Below are 14,548 nucleotides of genomic sequence, written 5' to 3' on the forward strand. Positions count from 1 at the left end.
AATCTCGCTTTTTCAGCGCAAGCCCGGAAGAAGCCATCTTCCCAGCCAGCACGCGGCCTTCTCTTGTGGGGGAAGTCATAAGTAATTGAATTTTTGGATTTCTTCGTCGCCCGCCGGGCTGACGAAGCGCGTCTGGCTCATGAAGGAAAATAGGAAATGCGGGCGACTGGTGGGGTTCACAAACGGTCAATTCTGGCGAGCACAGGGCTTGCCGTCATTCTGGTGGCGATGGCGTCACAAGCATTTGCGCAGGAACAGAAAGCCTCTGAAGAGGAAGCAGGCGTCGCGCTGAAGACGATCACCATTCGCCGGGCGACCGACGCGCAGGCGCCGACCTCCGTTACGGCACCTGTCGGCAAGGTCGATCGCGAAGAAATCAATCGTTTTGGCGGCGCGAAACTTGACGACGTGCTGCGCGGCACGGCAGGCGTGTTCACGCTTCAAAATGCCTCCAATCCGGGCGTCGCGGTCAATATCCGGGGTTTTGAAGGCTCCGGTCGCGTCAACATGATGATCGACGGCGTACCGCAAAACTATCGCAACACCGCGCATGATGCGCAGGGCTATGCCTATATCGACCCCAATCTGCTGTCGGAAATCGATGTGGCGCGCGGCGCTGTAACGACCGAAGGCGGTACTGCGCTTGCAGGCAGTGTGAATTTCCGCACGCTTGGCGTGGACGATGTCATTCTCGACGGCAAGGACAAGGGCGTTCTCGGCCGTGCCTCCTGGGGCAGCAATGGAACCGGTTTCTCCGAAATGCTGGCAGGTGCGGCTCGCGTCAATTCCATCGGGCTTGTCGCGGCCATCAGCCGTCACGATTCCAACGACTACAAGAACGGCGACGGCGTGACTGTCGAGAAGACCGGCGAAGAACTAACTTCCGGCCTGTTCAAGGCTGAATTCGGCCTCGGCGAAGACCAGAAGCTGACGCTTGGCGGGGTTCTCTACAACAACCACTACGGAACATATGCGAACGGCTACCGTCCGGGAACCTATACGATCTACGACATGTTCCTGCAGAACCGCACGTTCTTCGCGCAGTATAACTATAACCCGTCCGACAACGATCTCATCGGCATCGACGTCAACCTCTACCACAACAGCACATTGCAGAACTGGGTGGATGGTAACGGCAGTTTCGTGGGACGGCAGGTCTCGACCGAAACCACCGGCATGACCGCCTCGAACACGTCGCGGTTTACCTTTGGTGACGTGGCGGTCGCGTGGAAAAACGGCTTTGAAATCAATCACGACAATGCGGGCGGCACCTCGACGGGTGTCAACCCGACGGACGCCAACTCCAATCGCGGCGCGGTGTTTTCGGAAGCGACCTGGAAGTATCAGGCCCTGCAAGTCGTTACCGGCCTTCGCTATGACTACTTCAAGCTCGAAAGCGAAGACAGCTCGATCTCGAACAGCGACAGCGAGTTCAGTCCCAAGGTCACCGTTGCCTATAACCTGACCGACTGGTTGCAGCCTTATATCACCTATGCGCATTCCATGCGTTCGCCGAGCCTGCAGGAAACATTCCTTGGTGGCATAGCGCATGCCGGAACAGGGATGATGCATGGCAACCCCAATCTTCGCCCTGAAAAGCAGCGCGGCTGGGAATTCGGCGTCAATATCGCCCGAGATGGCATTCTGACCGCCGAAGATGGTCTGCGCCTGAAGGCGAATTATTACACAATGCGCGTCGAGGACTACATCACGGCTGCATCCGACTACAGCCAGTTCATCAATGTCGACGGCACCTCGACAGTCAAAGGCTTCGAGCTTGACGCGCGCTATGATGCTGGCTTCGCGTTCGGCGGCATTGCTTATACGCACTCCACCTCCGAACTGCCCGAACAGACAGCCGGAATGGGTGCAAACCAGTATCTGCCTGAAGATGTCGTAACGGTTACTGCCGGTGCGCGCTTCTTCGAGCGCAAGCTCGAAAGCGGCCTGCGGGTCCAGCACGTTTCAAGCGGACGGACCATCAGCGGGAACGATACCGACCCCTACACCCTGGTTGACGTCTTCGCGAAGTACAAGTTCACCGATACGGTCGATCTTTCGCTTCAGGTACTCAACATTGCCGACAAGGAATATACGCCTGCCCTCAGCACTTATGGCTCCGGTCGCGGACGCACGTTCCTCGTCTCGACCCAGTTCCAGTTCTAAAACTTCGGGAGGCGTTCTCGCCTCTCGTTCAGGATCGTCACATCTGCTAAGGCCGACCAACCTGACCGCGGCGGCCTTCTGATCCCGAGATGTGACGCGGCGAGTGCAGCCCCTACCGCTGCACTCGCCGGAACTTATATAGTTAGAGCATTCCACTTCGCACTTTCCGGGATGCGCTATAGCCAGTCCCAAACCTGATGGAAAAGGATCAGCAATGTTCATAGCCATGAATCGCTTCAAGGTTCGCGTCGGCAGCGAGGCCGATTTCGAGACCGTCTGGAAAAACCGTGACTCCAGATTGTCGGAGCTCCCCGGCTTCGAAAGCTTTCACCTGCTTCGCGGGGCGACCAACGAAGAGGAAGGCTACACGCTTTATGCTTCGCACACCGTCTGGCGCGATCGCGATGATTTCGTGGCCTGGACCAAATCAGAACAGTTCCGCGATGCACATCGCAACGCCGGGGAAAACAAGCCGCTCTATCTCGGCCCTCCGCAGTTTGAAGGGTTCAGCGCCGTTCTGGGTTCCTGATGCATGAGCATCCGCCTATCCACAGAGGTGCGGCGAAATAGCGCATAACGTCCCGGCGGCGCCATTTCAGCGCCGTCATTGTCACCGCCAAACGCCAATTATCTTTTAAAGATGGGTGGTTAACTCATATTTAGAATGATTCCAAGTTATTGATTTTTAGAACATTTCAAAAACATAAAAATTGACAGAACGGAGCTCTCGCGCCCATAACCTGACATAAATAGGTGGGTTTTATAACCTACTTAAGTAATGCCTTTAATGTTCGGGCCTTTAACCCTTGCAGTTGGAGGAACCATTGACCGGTTCAGTTCGGCCTTGCGCCACGAGTGAAATAAAGCTGTCAGTTTTTCTGCGCAGCCACACAGTTGAAGTTCAGAGTGAGCCGGTAAAGTCTCTCCTTTTGATGCTTCCCGCATCTGATTTCTGCTATTCTGGCATGGGAGATAGTTCCTCATGCTAGTGTGTAGCTGCAACGTTATTACCGATAAGGACATCGAAGCCGTCGTTATCGAGCTTCTCGATCAGGATTGCTGGCAACTTATTGTTCCTGGCACCGTCTATAACATCATGTCCAAGCGCGGCCGTTGCTGCGGCTGCTTCCCAAACGTCGTGGAAACGATCATAAGGGTGACTGAAGAGTATCATCTTCGTCATAACCAAATGGACGAAAACGTGGTCCAGTTCATGGATCGTGTACGTTCTCTACGCGACAAATTCGGGAGTTCATGGAATGAAAGGCGAACCAAAGGTCATCGAGCGGCTTAACGAGGCACTTTTCCTCGAGCTTGGCGCTGTAAACCAGTATTGGCTGCACTACCGCCTCCTCAACGACTGGGGCTTCACGCGTCTTGCCAAGAAGGAACGTGAAGAGTCGATTGAAGAAATGCATCACGCTGACAAGCTGATTGACCGCATTATCTTCCTCGAAGGTCATCCGAATCTGCAGACCGTTGCTCCGCTGCGCATCGGCCAGAACGTCAAGGAAGTTCTGGAAGCCGATCTTGCAGGTGAATACGACGCCCGCGCTTCGTACAAGAAATCCCGCGAAATCTGCGACGAACTGGGAGACTACGTTTCAAAGCAGCTTTTCGATGAGCTTCTGGCTGACGAGGAAGGTCATATCGATTTCCTCGAAACCCAGCTCGACCTCCTCGCCAAGATCGGTGAAGAGCGTTACGGCCAGCTCAACGCGGCGCCAGCCGATCAGGCTGAGTAAGCCGACCCCCGCTTTGCAATTGGAAGCCGGAGCCCTGCGCTCCGGCTTTTTTTGTCATCTCAACTTTACCGTTGCCCCTTTATCGTGATATTGCGCGCGCAATTTCCGATATTTGCAAGGTTTCCCCAATGAGCGCACCGCGCGTCAGTTTCGTTTCTCTTGGCTGCCCGAAGGCGCTTGTCGACTCCGAACGCATCATCACCAGCCTTCGCTCCGAAGGCTATGAAATCTCCCGCAAGCACGACGGTGCCGATCTGGTGATCGTCAATACCTGCGGCTTTCTCGATTCCGCGCGCGATGAATCGCTGGATGCCATCGGCCTTGCCCTCAATGAAAACGGCAAGGTGATTGTGACCGGCTGCCTGGGCGCAGAGCCCGAAGTTATCCGCCAGCGCCACCCGAACGTGCTCGCCATCACCGGCCCGCAGGCTTATGAAAGCGTGATGAGCGCGGTGCATGAAGCAGCCCCTCCTGCGCACGACCCGTTTGTCGATCTGGTGCCGCCGCAGGGCGTGAAGCTGACCCCGCGCCATTATGCCTACCTGAAAATTTCCGAAGGCTGCTCCAACCGCTGTTCCTTCTGCATCATTCCGGCCCTGCGCGGTGACCTGGTGTCGCGCCCGATCGATCAGGTGCTGCGTGAAGCGGAAAAGCTGGTCAATGCAGGCGTGAAGGAAATCCTTGTCATCTCGCAGGATACGAGCGCTTACGGCCTCGATATCAAGTATCAGGAAGCGATGTGGCAGGACCGCGCGGTTCGCACCAAGTTCCTTGATCTCTCGCGCGAGCTGGGCGAGATGGGTGTGTGGGTGCGCATGCACTATGTCTACCCCTACCCGCATGTCGATGAAGTCATTCCGCTGATGGCCGAAGGCAAGATCCTGCCTTATCTGGATATTCCCTTCCAGCACGCCTCGCCTGCGGTGCTGAAGAACATGCGCCGTCCTGCTCATCAGGAAAAGACCTCGCGCCGCATTCAGGCATGGCGTGAGACCTGCCCTGATCTGGCCGTTCGTTCCACCTTCATCGTCGGCTATCCCGGTGAAACGGAAGAAGACTTCCAGATGCTGCTCGACTGGCTCGACGAAGCCAAGATCGAACGCGCCGGCTGCTTCAAATATGAACCGGTCAAGGGCGCGAAGGCCAATGATCTCGGACTTGAGCAGGTCCCCGAAGAAATCAAGGAAGCGCGCTGGCATCGTTTCATGGCCAAGCAGCAGCAGATTTCGACCAACCTTCTCAAGAAGAAGGTCGGCAAGCGCCTGCCGGTCATTATCGATGAAGCAAATGGCACAATCGGCAAGGGCCGCACGCGCTACGATGCTCCTGAAATCGACGGCAGCGTCCACATTCAGTCCCGCCGCCCGCTTCGCGTAGGCGACATTGTGACGGTGAAGATCGAAGCGAGCGACGCTTACGATCTGCACGGCATCGCGGTCTGATGACGGCGGAAGCGGCCATAGTGATCAGAAAGGCTGTCGCGGCTGACGTGGCGGCGATTGTCACCATGCTGGCCGACGATGCGCTGGGCGCAAAGCGCGAAGATGCGAGCCTCCCCTTGCGGGATTCCTATCGCAACGCCTTTGCCGCCATCGACGCCGACCGCAATCAGCTTCTGGCTGTCGTGGAACAGGATAGCGAGATCATCGGCTGCATGCAGATCAGCTTCATACCCGGTCTCTCGCGGATGGGCATGTGGCGCGGACAGATCGAAAGCGTGCGGATTGCAAGCCATATTCGCGGCGGCGGGATCGGTCGGCGGATGATCGAGTGGGCAATCGAGCAATGCCGCGAACGCGGCTGCGGCCTCGTGCAGCTGACGACGGACAAATCGCGCTCCGACGCACTGCGCTTCTATCAGTCGCTTGGCTTTACCGACAGTCACGAAGGACTTAAGCTATCGCTTTAATATGCGACCTCAATAAATTGTAAGAAAACAAAAAGGGCGCTTTTGGCGCCCTTTTCAATTTCCGTGTTGAAACGCTTACTGCGGCAGCTTGTCGTCCACGCCGGCGACGTAGAAATTCAAGCCGAGCAAGGTCTTGTCGTCAGCCTGTTCACCTTCCTTGAGCCAGACGGAACCGTCCTGCTTTTTGATCGGGCCGGTGAAAGGCTTCAATTCGCCCGACTTGATCTTGGCTTCGGTTTCTTCCGCCAGCTTCTTCACGTCGTCCGGCATGTTTGTGTATGGCGCCATCTTGACGAGGCCTTCCTTCATGCCCCACCAGACATTCTGGCTCTTCCAGCTGCCGTCGAGAACGGCCTTGGTACGGTCGATATAGTACGGCCCCCATTCGTCCACGACGGCGGTAAGCTGCGTGTCGGGCGCGAACTTGATCATGTCAGAAGCCTGACCAAACGCCTTGATACCGCGATCATGCGCAACCTGAATGGCAGCGGTGGAATCGGTGTGCTGGGTGATGATGTCCACGCCCTGATCGATCAGAGCCTTGGCGGCATCAGCTTCCTTGCCCGGATCGAACCAGGAATTGGCCCAGATCACCTTAACCTTGAAATCCGGATTGATGGACTGCGCGCCGAGCATGAATGCATTGATGCCCTGCACGACTTCCGGCACCGGTACGGAAGCAATGTAACCGGCGACACCCTTGGTGGACATCTTGGCGGCGATCACGCCCTGCACATAACGGCCTTCATAGAAGCGCGCATTGTAGGCGGACATGTTGTCGGCGGTCTTGTAGCCGGTCGCGTGCTCGAACTTCACATCCGGGAACTTCTTGGCGACCTTCAGCGTCGGGTCCATGTAACCGAACGACGTCGTAAAGATCAGCTTGTTGCCTGCACGCGCCAGACGTTCGATCGAACGTTCGGCATCCGCACCTTCCGGCACGTTTTCCAGGAAGGTGGTTTCGATCTTGTCGCCGAGCGCTTCGATAAGCTCCTTGCGGGCCTGATCGTGCTGATAGGTCCAGCCGAAATCGCCCGGAGGTCCGATATAGATGAAGCCGACCTTCAGTTTTTCTTCTGCATGCGCCGCGCCGCCGAGCATAAAGCTCGCCGCGGTGGCAATCGCCATAAGCGTCTTTTTCATGTTCCCTGCACTCCTTGTTTTTTACCCACTAACCGAAACGAAAATCCTTGGGAGTGATCTTCGTTTACCCCTCAGCCGTTCGCTTTACCTGTCCGGCACAAACGGCTTGCCGAGCGAAGCCGGCGTATTCATCATCGTCAGGCGTTTGTTGCGCGAGATGATGACCAGCACCACAATCGTCGCAAGATAAGGCAGCGCAGACAGAAACTGCGACGGCAGGCCAAAGCCGAGCGCCTGCGCGTGGAGTTGGCCGATGGTCACCGCGCCGAAGAGATAAGCGCCGATCAGTACCCGCCACGGCCGCCAAGAAGCGAATACCACGAGGGCAAGCGCGATCCAGCCGCGACCGGCAGTCATGTTTTCTACCCATTGCGGCACATAGACGAGGGACAATTGGGCGCCGGCAAGTCCGGCACAGGCACCGCCGAACAGCACGGCCAGATAGCGTGTGCGCACCACATGCACGCCGAGCGCATGGGCCGAGCCATGACTGTCGCCGATGGCGCGCAATGTAAGCCCGGCGCGCGTGCGAAACAGAAACCACGCCACGCCGATAACCAGCAGGATGGACATATAGAAGATCGGGTCCTGACCGAAGATGAACCGCCCGACGAGCGGTAGATCGGTCAGATAGGGAATATGAATGGCCTCCAGCCGAACGCCCGGAAGTCCGACAAAACTTTCGCCAAGCAGAGCCGACGCGCCAACGCCCAGAATGGTGAGCGCGAGGCCGGTTGCCACCTGATTGGTGACGAGTATGAGCGTCAGGAAGCCGAAGACGGCGGAAAAGAGAGCGCCCACCAGAACGGCGGCAAACAAGCCCAGCCATGCCGAACCGGTCATCTGCGCGATGGCGAAACCTGAAACCGCTCCCATCAGCATCATGCCTTCGACACCGAGGTTGAGCACGCCGGAGCGCTCCACCACCAGTTCTCCGATCGCTGCGATCAGGAGCGGCGTTGCTGCGGTTGCAATCGTGAGGAGAATAGCCTGTGTCAAATCCATGGGATCAGGCCTTTCCCGCTCGGGCTGCGGATATGAAGCGAATGCGATAGAGGATGAGCGTATCGCAAGCGAGAACGAAGAACAGGATCATGCCCTGGAACACACGCGCGGACTTTTCCGAGATACCGATGGAAACCTGTGCCGCTTCGCCGCCAAGATAGGAAAGCGCCAGCACCAGACCGGCCGCTATAGCTCCGAGCGGATTGAGACGCCCCAGAAATGCGACGATGATCGCCGTAAAACCGTAACCCGGAGATATGACCGGACGAAGCTGGCCGATAGCGCCGGAAGTTTCAGCAATGCCAGCAAGACCGGCAAGAGCACCCGAAACCGCAAAGACGAAGAACACCATCTTGCCCGCACTGAACCCTGCAAAGCGCCCTGCTCTCGGGCTTTGGCCTATAACCTTGACCTCAAAACCTTTCAGCGTGTGCTTGAGCAGAAACCAGACGACAAGCGCCGCGACAAGCGCAAAGATGAAGCCCCAATGCGCGCGGCCGGACGCGCTCCAGATTTCCGGCAAAATGGCGCTATCGTTGAACTGGCGGGTTTCGGGGAAATTATAGCCTTCCGGGTTTCGCCACGGCCCGCGCACAAGCCAATCGAGAAATAGCTGCGCGACATAGACAAGCATGAGGCTCGTCAGAATTTCATTGGTGTTGAAGCGCACTTTCAGCAAAGCGGGAATGGATGCGTAAGCCATCCCGCCTGCCATGCCCATCAGCATCATCAAGGGCAGAACCACCCATGACTGCAGATCGGGGAACATGACGGGCAGGATCGATCCTGCTATAGCACCTGCGATGAACTGCCCCTCGGCACCGATATTCCAGTTGTTGGACAGGAAACAGACGCAGAGGCCGACCGCGATCAGGATCAGCGGTGCGGCTTTCACGAGCAATTCATGCCATGACCAGATGTCGAGCAAAGGCTCGACAAAGAAGACGTAAAGCGCATGCAGCGGGTCCTTGCCCATCAGCGCGAAAGCAAGCCCGCCGAAAATCAGCGTCAGCGACAGCGCAAGCAATGGCGATAGCGCACTGAAAAGTTTCGACGGCTGCTGGCGTTTGACGAGTTCGATCCGCATCACGCAGCCTCTCCGGAAATACCGCCCATGAGAAGCCCGATCTTTTCCAGCGTCACATCGGCAATCGGCATGGGGTCGGAAAGCTGGCCATGGTTCATGACGGCAATGCGGTCGCTGATTTCGAGAAGTTCATCAAGGTCCTGGCTGATGACGAGAACTGCAGAACCTGAGCGCGCAAGATCGACAAGCGCCTGCCGGATATGCGCCGCGGCACCGGCATCGACGCCCCATGTCGGCTGGTTCACCACCATGACAGACGGTGAACGGTCAAGCTCGCGCCCGATGATGAATTTCTGCAGATTTCCGCCAGAAAGTGCTGAAGCAGGTGGGTTTTCGGCGCTCTTGCGCACATCCATGCGTTCGATGATGCGTTTTGCAGCCGAGCGAAGCGCGCTTTCCGTGATCAACTTGAGCTTGCCGCCGCGCTGGAACACCTTTGCATCGGTCCTGTATCGGGACAAGAGCAGATTGTCGGTCAACGTCATCGTCGGCACGGCACCATGACCAAGCCGTTCTTCCGGAACGAAGGCCGCCCCCATCATGCGTCTCTCGCTGATGCCGGCCTTGCCTGCATCCTTTCCGCGAATACGCACATTCGAGGCGTTGGACTGCAACACCTCACCGGAAACGGCTTCAAAAAATTCACCCTGCCCGTTGCCCGCAACGCCCGCGATACCAACGACCTCGCCAGCGGCAACCGATAGAGAAATATCCTTCAATGCCGTCGAAAATGGTCCGCGTGGCGGCTGTGACAAAGAGCTGATTTCAAAAAGAGCATTGCTGCCGACATTTGCCGTCGCAACGGGAGTGCGCGCCACGACATTGATATCATTACCAACCATCATGCGGGCAAGCGATGCGGCGGTTTCCTTGCGTGGATCGCAATGGGCGACGACCTTCCCATGCCGCAACACGGTCGCGCGGTCACACAGGCGCTTAACCTCCTCGAGACGATGGCTGATGTAGAGGATGGACTTGCCTTCGGCTTTCAGGCGCTCCAGCGTTTCAAACAGCTTGTCGGCTTCCTGCGGCGTCAGCACCGATGTCGGCTCATCGAGGATGATGAGATCGGGTTCCTGTAGGAGACAGCGCACAATCTCGATACGCTGGCGCTCGCCAACGGACAGATCGCCGACATGAGCCTGCGGGTCCACAGGAAGGCCATAGGTCTTGCCAACCTCACGCGCGCGTTTTGCAACCTCTGAAAGCGAAAGCGAACGGTCCAGCGACAAGGCGATGTTTTCAGCAGCGGTAAGTGAATCAAACAGCGAAAAATGCTGGAAAACCATGCCAATGCCGAGTTTTCTTGCGGCAGCGGGTTCGTCTATCGCGACAGGCTTCCCCTTCCAGGAAATTTCGCCTTCAAGGGGTTGCAGCGCGCCGAACAGCATTTTGACCAGGGTGGACTTTCCGGCGCCGTTTTCACCCAGAAGCGCGTGAATCTCACCTTGCCCGATGGTGAGGTCGACACCATCACAGGCCCGCAGCTGACCAAATACTTTCGTGAGCCGGCGGACATCCAGAAGAGGCCGGTCGGTTAAAGGCGCTGTCATTGTTCCCCGTTTGTATTTTTGAATGACCTTAGCCAGCCAGTCTGCTCTTGAAAAGCCCAAAAGCAAGCAGCGGTGGACATATGCACACCGCTGCAATCATCAATCAGTTCAGGGTAGCAGAATGGTCGTCCCGGTCGTCTTGCGGGCTTCCAGATCCTCATGCGCCTTGCCTGCATCCTTGAGCGCATAGGTCTGGTTGATCTCGATCTTGACGGCACCGCTTCCGACCACATCAAAAAGCTCGGCGGCGGTCTTTTCCAGGTCCGTTCGCTTGGCGATGTAATTGAACAAGGTCGGACGCGTGGCGAAAAGCGACCCCTTCTGCGCCAGAATGCCCAGATCGAACGGCGGAATGACACCGGACGACTGGCCGAAACAGGCAAACATGCCGAGCGGCTTCAACACATCCAGCGAACCCATATAGGTATCGCGGCCAACGGAATCATAGACCACGTCTACGCCCGCTCCACCCGTCAGCTCCTTCACCTTTTCGGCGAAGTTTTCGGTGCGGTAATTGATGACGTGGTCATAGCCGTGCTTTTTGGCCAGCGCGATCTTTTCCTCCGATCCCGCCGTACCGATGACGGTGGCGCCAAGGTGTTTCGCCCACTGCCCTGCAATCAGCCCAACGCCGCCGGCAGCGGCATGAAAAAGGATCGTCTGCCCCGGCTCGACCCTGAATGTGCGCCGCAGAAGATATTGCGCCGTCATACCTTTCAGCATCATGGAGGCGGCAGTCTTCAGGTCGACATTATCCGGAACCTTGACCAGCCGGTCGGCCGGCAAAATGCGCTCGTCTGCATAGGAGCCCGGTGTTGCCACATAGGCAACGCGATCGCCGACGCGAACATCAGCCACGCCCGGACCAACCGCCACGACCGTGCCCGCGCCTTCGTTTCCAGGCGTGAACGGCATCTGGGCGGCCTTGTAAAGCCCCGTGCGGAAATAGACATCGATGAAGTTGAGACCGACGGCTTCGTGCCGCACCTTCGCCTCGCCCGGACCGGGTTCGCCGATCTTGATCTGTTCATACTTCATGACTTCCGGACCACCGGTCTGATGGACGCGAATGGCATTGATCATGGTGCTTCTCCGCTCTTCTGCTTCTTTTCGACAACCCTTCGAGCCTTGGCAAGCGCGGCTTCACGCCCCAGGCTCGGGAAAAGCTGCATGATCGCCCCGATGAAATAGATGTAAAGCCCCGTCACGGAAATGCCGACGCGGACCCACAACGGGGCGTCCAGAGTATAATAGAGCGCAGCAGCGCCAAAGGCACACCAGAGCAGGAAAACGGTCAGATTGAGCGGACGCAAGCGGACGACCCGCACCGGATGCAGGAAGTTGATCGGCAGAAACGACAGGATTGCCGATACGACGACCGTTGCGAATGCCACCCACTCGCCCGGCCTGACGATGAAGAGCGTAAAGACAACCATGTTCCAGACGACCGGAAAGCCCTTGAAGAAGTTTTCCTTCGTCTTCATGCCCGTGTCGGCATAATAGATTGCGCTCGAAACCACGATGATTGCGCCGGATATGAACGACAGATAGGTTCCCATGAACCCGCTTTGATAGAGCGCGAAAGCCGGTATCAGAACATAGGTGACGTAATCGATGATGTTGTCGAGAAGCTCGCCAGACCAATTCGGAAGAACGTATTTGACCTCGAGCTTGCGCGCGATAGGACCGTCGATGCCATCGACGAAAAGCGCCAGCCCCAGCCACCACCACATCGCCGTGTAGCGCCCGTCGCTGGCCGCCACGATGGAAAGGAATGCCAGAAACGAACCCGATGCCGTCAGAAGATGTACCGAAAACGCCTTGGCTTGCGGCGCGGTGACTTTCTTGGCTTTGAGTTTTCCGGTCAGTTTGGTTTTCACGCCGTCCGCCATTTCAGTTTGTCGCCGCGCTTATCCCGCCCAAGACAATCCCCGAGGCGGCGAGCATATCTAATCTATCGGGGAACGCGTACACCACACAAACTGACATCCCCAAAACTTATGATCATCGAAACGTTTGTCCCTCGGGAAAAAGCCATGATCCTGCAGCAGCTTTCCCTGAATAAGCGCAAAAGAGCAAGTAAGGCGTGAGGCAAATCCGCCATAATCCCACGGAAGAATGGCCTTTTGGCTGTATTTCGGTTTAAGTGCGGCTGGAATCATCAGACGATGCACGAGGCCCGCAATGTCGGGCCGGGGATGAAATACGATGAACGATCTTGTTGTGAACAAGCCACTCACCGACATTGTCATCAGCGGTAGCGGGCCTGCCGGGATGATGGCCGCGCTGGCACTTGGCGCGAAAGGCTATCGCACCGTGTTGCTGGGACCTGAGACCGACAAGGGGGATCGTCGCACCACCGCGCTCATGATGCCGGCCATCAGGTTGCTGGAGGAACTGGGCGTCTGGCCCGATATCGAGCCGGAAGCCGCCGCCCTCGCCTCCATGCGCATTGTCGACGCGACACGACGACTTGTGAGAAGCCCTGTCGTGACTTTCCGGGCCGGTGAAATCGACGAGGCCGCGTTCGGCTACAACATCCCCAACGCCGTTTTGAACGAGAAGCTCTCCGAAGCCGTTGCACGAAATCCGAACATCCAGCGTATCAATGCACCTGTTATCGAATATCGTCACAATGGCGACCACGTGACCGTCACCCTGTCAGGCGGCGACACGCTGCATACACGGCTGGTCGTTGCAGCCGATGGACGCAATTCGATGGCTCGCGAAGCGGCCGGCATTCGCACACGCCGCTGGAGTTATCCGCAGACCGCCGTCGTGCTTTCCTTTTCGCACACTGTCGATCATGAGAACATTTCGACGGAGTTCCACACCGAGGAAGGCCCTTTCACCCAGGTTCCCCTCAAAGGCAAACGCTCGAGCCTTGTCTGGGTGGTCAATCCCGGTCGCGCCGAAGCGCTTCTTGCGCTTGAGGACACCACGCTCGCGAAGCGTATCGAGGACATGATGCAGTCCATGCTTGGCAAGATCGAGCTCGAAATCAAGCCGCAGGCCTGGCCACTTTCCGGCCTCGTGCCTCATGCCTTTGCAGCCAGACGCACGATCCTTATCGGCGAAGCCGCGCACGTTTTTCCGCCGATTGGCGCACAGGGCCTCAATCTGGGCTCACGCGATGTCGAAATGCTGGTCAAGGCCATAGAAAACGATCCGGTCGATCCCGGTTCGGATCGTGTCATGCGTTCCTATGACCGTGCGAGACGCCCGGATATTCTGGCCCGCACCGGCTCCGTCGATGCGCTCAATCGGTCGCTCCTGTCCGGCATGCTTCCGGCGCAGATCGTGCGCGGCGTGGGGTTGGAAATGCTTCGCTCTTTCGCGCCGCTGCGCGCATTCTTCATGCGTGAAGGGCTTCGTCCCGGCAGCGGTTTCTCGCATCTTCTTCCGAAACTGCCGAGCCTTCCGCACAGAGGCGACGGAAAACGTTCCAGCTAAGCTGATTTTCGGATCACCAGAGACATCAAACTGACAGAATTGCCGGTTCCCGCCGACTTTAATTTGTCGCGCAGTGAACTAAATAATGTTGCATGGGTATGACACAGATAAAGCACGCGAAATTTCAGATCGGTCAGGTCGTCAAGCACCGGCTGTTCCCCTTCCGTGGGGTCATCTTCGACGTAGATCCGGAATTCGCGAATACGGAAGAATGGTATGAATCCATTCCCGAGGAAGCGCGTCCGCACCGCGATCAACCCTTTTATCATCTGCTCGCTGAGAACGCGGAATCCGAATATGTCGCCTACGTGTCGGAACAGAACCTCGTGCCGGATCTGAGCGGTGAGCCCCTGCGTCATCCGCAGATTGAAGAAATGTTCGACCGGCTGGACAACGGCTCCTATCGCGTGAAAGCCCAGCATTCGAATTGAGATAGAGTTCTGTTTTAAAGTGACGCCTTAAAATAAAAGGGGCGCTCGAAGCGCCC

General features: G+C 57.2%; 14 protein-coding genes. 8 read left to right on the top strand and 6 right to left on the bottom strand.

Going from position 1 to position 14,548, the window contains the following annotated elements:
• Positions 1 to 156: 156 nt before the first annotated feature.
• The 6 genes from J9800_RS01855 (at position 157) to J9800_RS01880 (ending at position 5,820) form a co-directional block, all read left to right on the top strand.
• Positions 157 to 2,166: a TonB-dependent receptor domain-containing protein gene (locus tag J9800_RS01855; protein ID WP_114214926.1), complete on the top strand. Its 2,010-nt coding sequence runs from the start codon at positions 157 to 159 to the stop codon at positions 2,164 to 2,166.
• 214 nt (positions 2,167 to 2,380) lie between these two features.
• Positions 2,381 to 2,695, top strand: coding sequence for a heme-degrading protein HmuQ (gene hmuQ, locus J9800_RS01860; protein WP_114214925.1), 315 nt, complete (start codon positions 2,381 to 2,383; stop codon positions 2,693 to 2,695).
• A 453-nt stretch (positions 2,696 to 3,148) separates the two neighbouring features.
• Positions 3,149 to 3,460 (top strand): (2Fe-2S)-binding protein, encoded by a 312-nt coding sequence (locus J9800_RS01865; protein ID WP_109986605.1) that lies wholly within the window; start codon positions 3,149 to 3,151, stop codon positions 3,458 to 3,460.
• Complete coding sequence (gene bfr, locus J9800_RS01870; RefSeq protein ID WP_010658824.1) at positions 3,426 to 3,911, top strand: bacterioferritin; 486 nt, start codon at positions 3,426 to 3,428, stop codon at positions 3,909 to 3,911. Before J9800_RS01865 ends, bfr begins: the two co-directional genes overlap by 35 nt.
• 128 nt (positions 3,912 to 4,039) lie before the next feature.
• The gene (rimO, locus tag J9800_RS01875) at positions 4,040 to 5,353 is read left to right on the top strand and encodes a 30S ribosomal protein S12 methylthiotransferase RimO (protein WP_112587672.1); all 1,314 of its coding nucleotides are present in this window, start codon (positions 4,040 to 4,042) and stop codon (positions 5,351 to 5,353) included.
• Positions 5,353 to 5,820: a GNAT family N-acetyltransferase gene (locus J9800_RS01880; protein WP_114214924.1), complete on the top strand. Its 468-nt coding sequence runs from the start codon at positions 5,353 to 5,355 to the stop codon at positions 5,818 to 5,820. Before rimO ends, J9800_RS01880 begins: the two co-directional genes overlap by 1 nt.
• A 75-nt stretch (positions 5,821 to 5,895) precedes the next feature.
• Here J9800_RS01880 and J9800_RS01885 read toward each other — a convergent pair whose 3' ends face one another.
• The 6 genes from J9800_RS01885 to pcsA all read right to left on the bottom strand — a co-directional run bounded on the left by J9800_RS01885 (position 5,896) and on the right by pcsA (position 12,500).
• Entirely contained in the window at positions 5,896 to 6,963 is a 1,068-nt protein-coding gene (locus tag J9800_RS01885; protein WP_114214923.1) for a BMP family ABC transporter substrate-binding protein, read from the bottom strand.
• 84 nt (positions 6,964 to 7,047) lie between these two features.
• A complete protein-coding gene (locus J9800_RS01890; RefSeq protein WP_114214922.1) occupies positions 7,048 to 7,968 on the bottom strand; it encodes an ABC transporter permease in 921 nt (306 codons plus the stop codon).
• A gap of 4 nt (positions 7,969 to 7,972) precedes the next feature.
• Positions 7,973 to 9,055 (bottom strand): ABC transporter permease, encoded by a 1,083-nt coding sequence (locus J9800_RS01895; protein ID WP_114214921.1) that lies wholly within the window; start codon positions 9,053 to 9,055, stop codon positions 7,973 to 7,975.
• Complete coding sequence (locus tag J9800_RS01900; protein WP_114214920.1) at positions 9,055 to 10,608, bottom strand: ABC transporter ATP-binding protein; 1,554 nt, start codon at positions 10,606 to 10,608, stop codon at positions 9,055 to 9,057. Before J9800_RS01900 ends, J9800_RS01895 begins: the two co-directional genes overlap by 1 nt.
• Positions 10,609 to 10,716: 108 nt before the next feature.
• Entirely contained in the window at positions 10,717 to 11,691 is a 975-nt protein-coding gene (locus tag J9800_RS01905; RefSeq protein WP_114214919.1) for a quinone oxidoreductase family protein, read from the bottom strand.
• The gene (gene pcsA / locus J9800_RS01910) at positions 11,688 to 12,500 is read right to left on the bottom strand and encodes a phosphatidylcholine synthase (protein ID WP_112587658.1); all 813 of its coding nucleotides are present in this window, start codon (positions 12,498 to 12,500) and stop codon (positions 11,688 to 11,690) included. Before pcsA ends, J9800_RS01905 begins: the two co-directional genes overlap by 4 nt.
• Positions 12,501 to 12,816: 316 nt before the next feature.
• Here pcsA and J9800_RS01915 point away from each other — a divergent pair, with 316 nt between their 5' ends.
• A complete protein-coding gene (locus tag J9800_RS01915) occupies positions 12,817 to 14,061 on the top strand; it encodes a UbiH/UbiF family hydroxylase (RefSeq protein WP_114214918.1) in 1,245 nt (414 codons plus the stop codon).
• 92 nt (positions 14,062 to 14,153) lie between these two features.
• Positions 14,154 to 14,492 (top strand): heat shock protein HspQ, encoded by a 339-nt coding sequence (gene hspQ, locus J9800_RS01920; protein ID WP_006468906.1) that lies wholly within the window; start codon positions 14,154 to 14,156, stop codon positions 14,490 to 14,492.
• Positions 14,493 to 14,548 lie beyond the last annotated feature (56 nt).

It is taken from the genome of Ochrobactrum sp. AP1BH01-1 (assembly GCF_018066705.1).
Classification (GTDB): domain Bacteria; phylum Pseudomonadota; class Alphaproteobacteria; order Rhizobiales; family Rhizobiaceae; genus Brucella.

Bases quoted from the DNA above. Each gene is read 5' to 3' on its own strand.
- hspQ (WP_006468906.1), top strand. From the start codon at position 14,154: ATGGGTATGACACAGATAAAGCACGCGAAATTTCAGATCGGTCAGGTC.
- bfr (WP_010658824.1), top strand. From the start codon at position 3,426: ATGAAAGGCGAACCAAAGGTCATCGAGCGGCTTAACGAGGCACTTTTC.
- rimO (WP_112587672.1), top strand. From the start codon at position 4,040: ATGAGCGCACCGCGCGTCAGTTTCGTTTCTCTTGGCTGCCCGAAGGCG.
- J9800_RS01895 (WP_114214921.1), bottom strand. From the start codon at position 9,055: ATGCGGATCGAACTCGTCAAACGCCAGCAGCCGTCGAAACTTTTCAGT.
- J9800_RS01865 (WP_109986605.1), top strand. From the start codon at position 3,149: ATGCTAGTGTGTAGCTGCAACGTTATTACCGATAAGGACATCGAAGCC.
- J9800_RS01880 (WP_114214924.1), top strand. From the start codon at position 5,353: ATGACGGCGGAAGCGGCCATAGTGATCAGAAAGGCTGTCGCGGCTGAC.
- J9800_RS01900 (WP_114214920.1), bottom strand. From the start codon at position 10,608: ATGACAGCGCCTTTAACCGACCGGCCTCTTCTGGATGTCCGCCGGCTC.
- hmuQ (WP_114214925.1), top strand. From the start codon at position 2,381: ATGTTCATAGCCATGAATCGCTTCAAGGTTCGCGTCGGCAGCGAGGCC.
- J9800_RS01915 (WP_114214918.1), top strand. From the start codon at position 12,817: ATGAACGATCTTGTTGTGAACAAGCCACTCACCGACATTGTCATCAGC.
- J9800_RS01855 (WP_114214926.1), top strand. From the start codon at position 157: ATGCGGGCGACTGGTGGGGTTCACAAACGGTCAATTCTGGCGAGCACA.
- J9800_RS01885 (WP_114214923.1), bottom strand. From the start codon at position 6,963: ATGAAAAAGACGCTTATGGCGATTGCCACCGCGGCGAGCTTTATGCTC.
- pcsA (WP_112587658.1), bottom strand. From the start codon at position 12,500: ATGGCGGACGGCGTGAAAACCAAACTGACCGGAAAACTCAAAGCCAAG.
- J9800_RS01905 (WP_114214919.1), bottom strand. From the start codon at position 11,691: ATGATCAATGCCATTCGCGTCCATCAGACCGGTGGTCCGGAAGTCATG.
- J9800_RS01890 (WP_114214922.1), bottom strand. From the start codon at position 7,968: ATGGATTTGACACAGGCTATTCTCCTCACGATTGCAACCGCAGCAACG.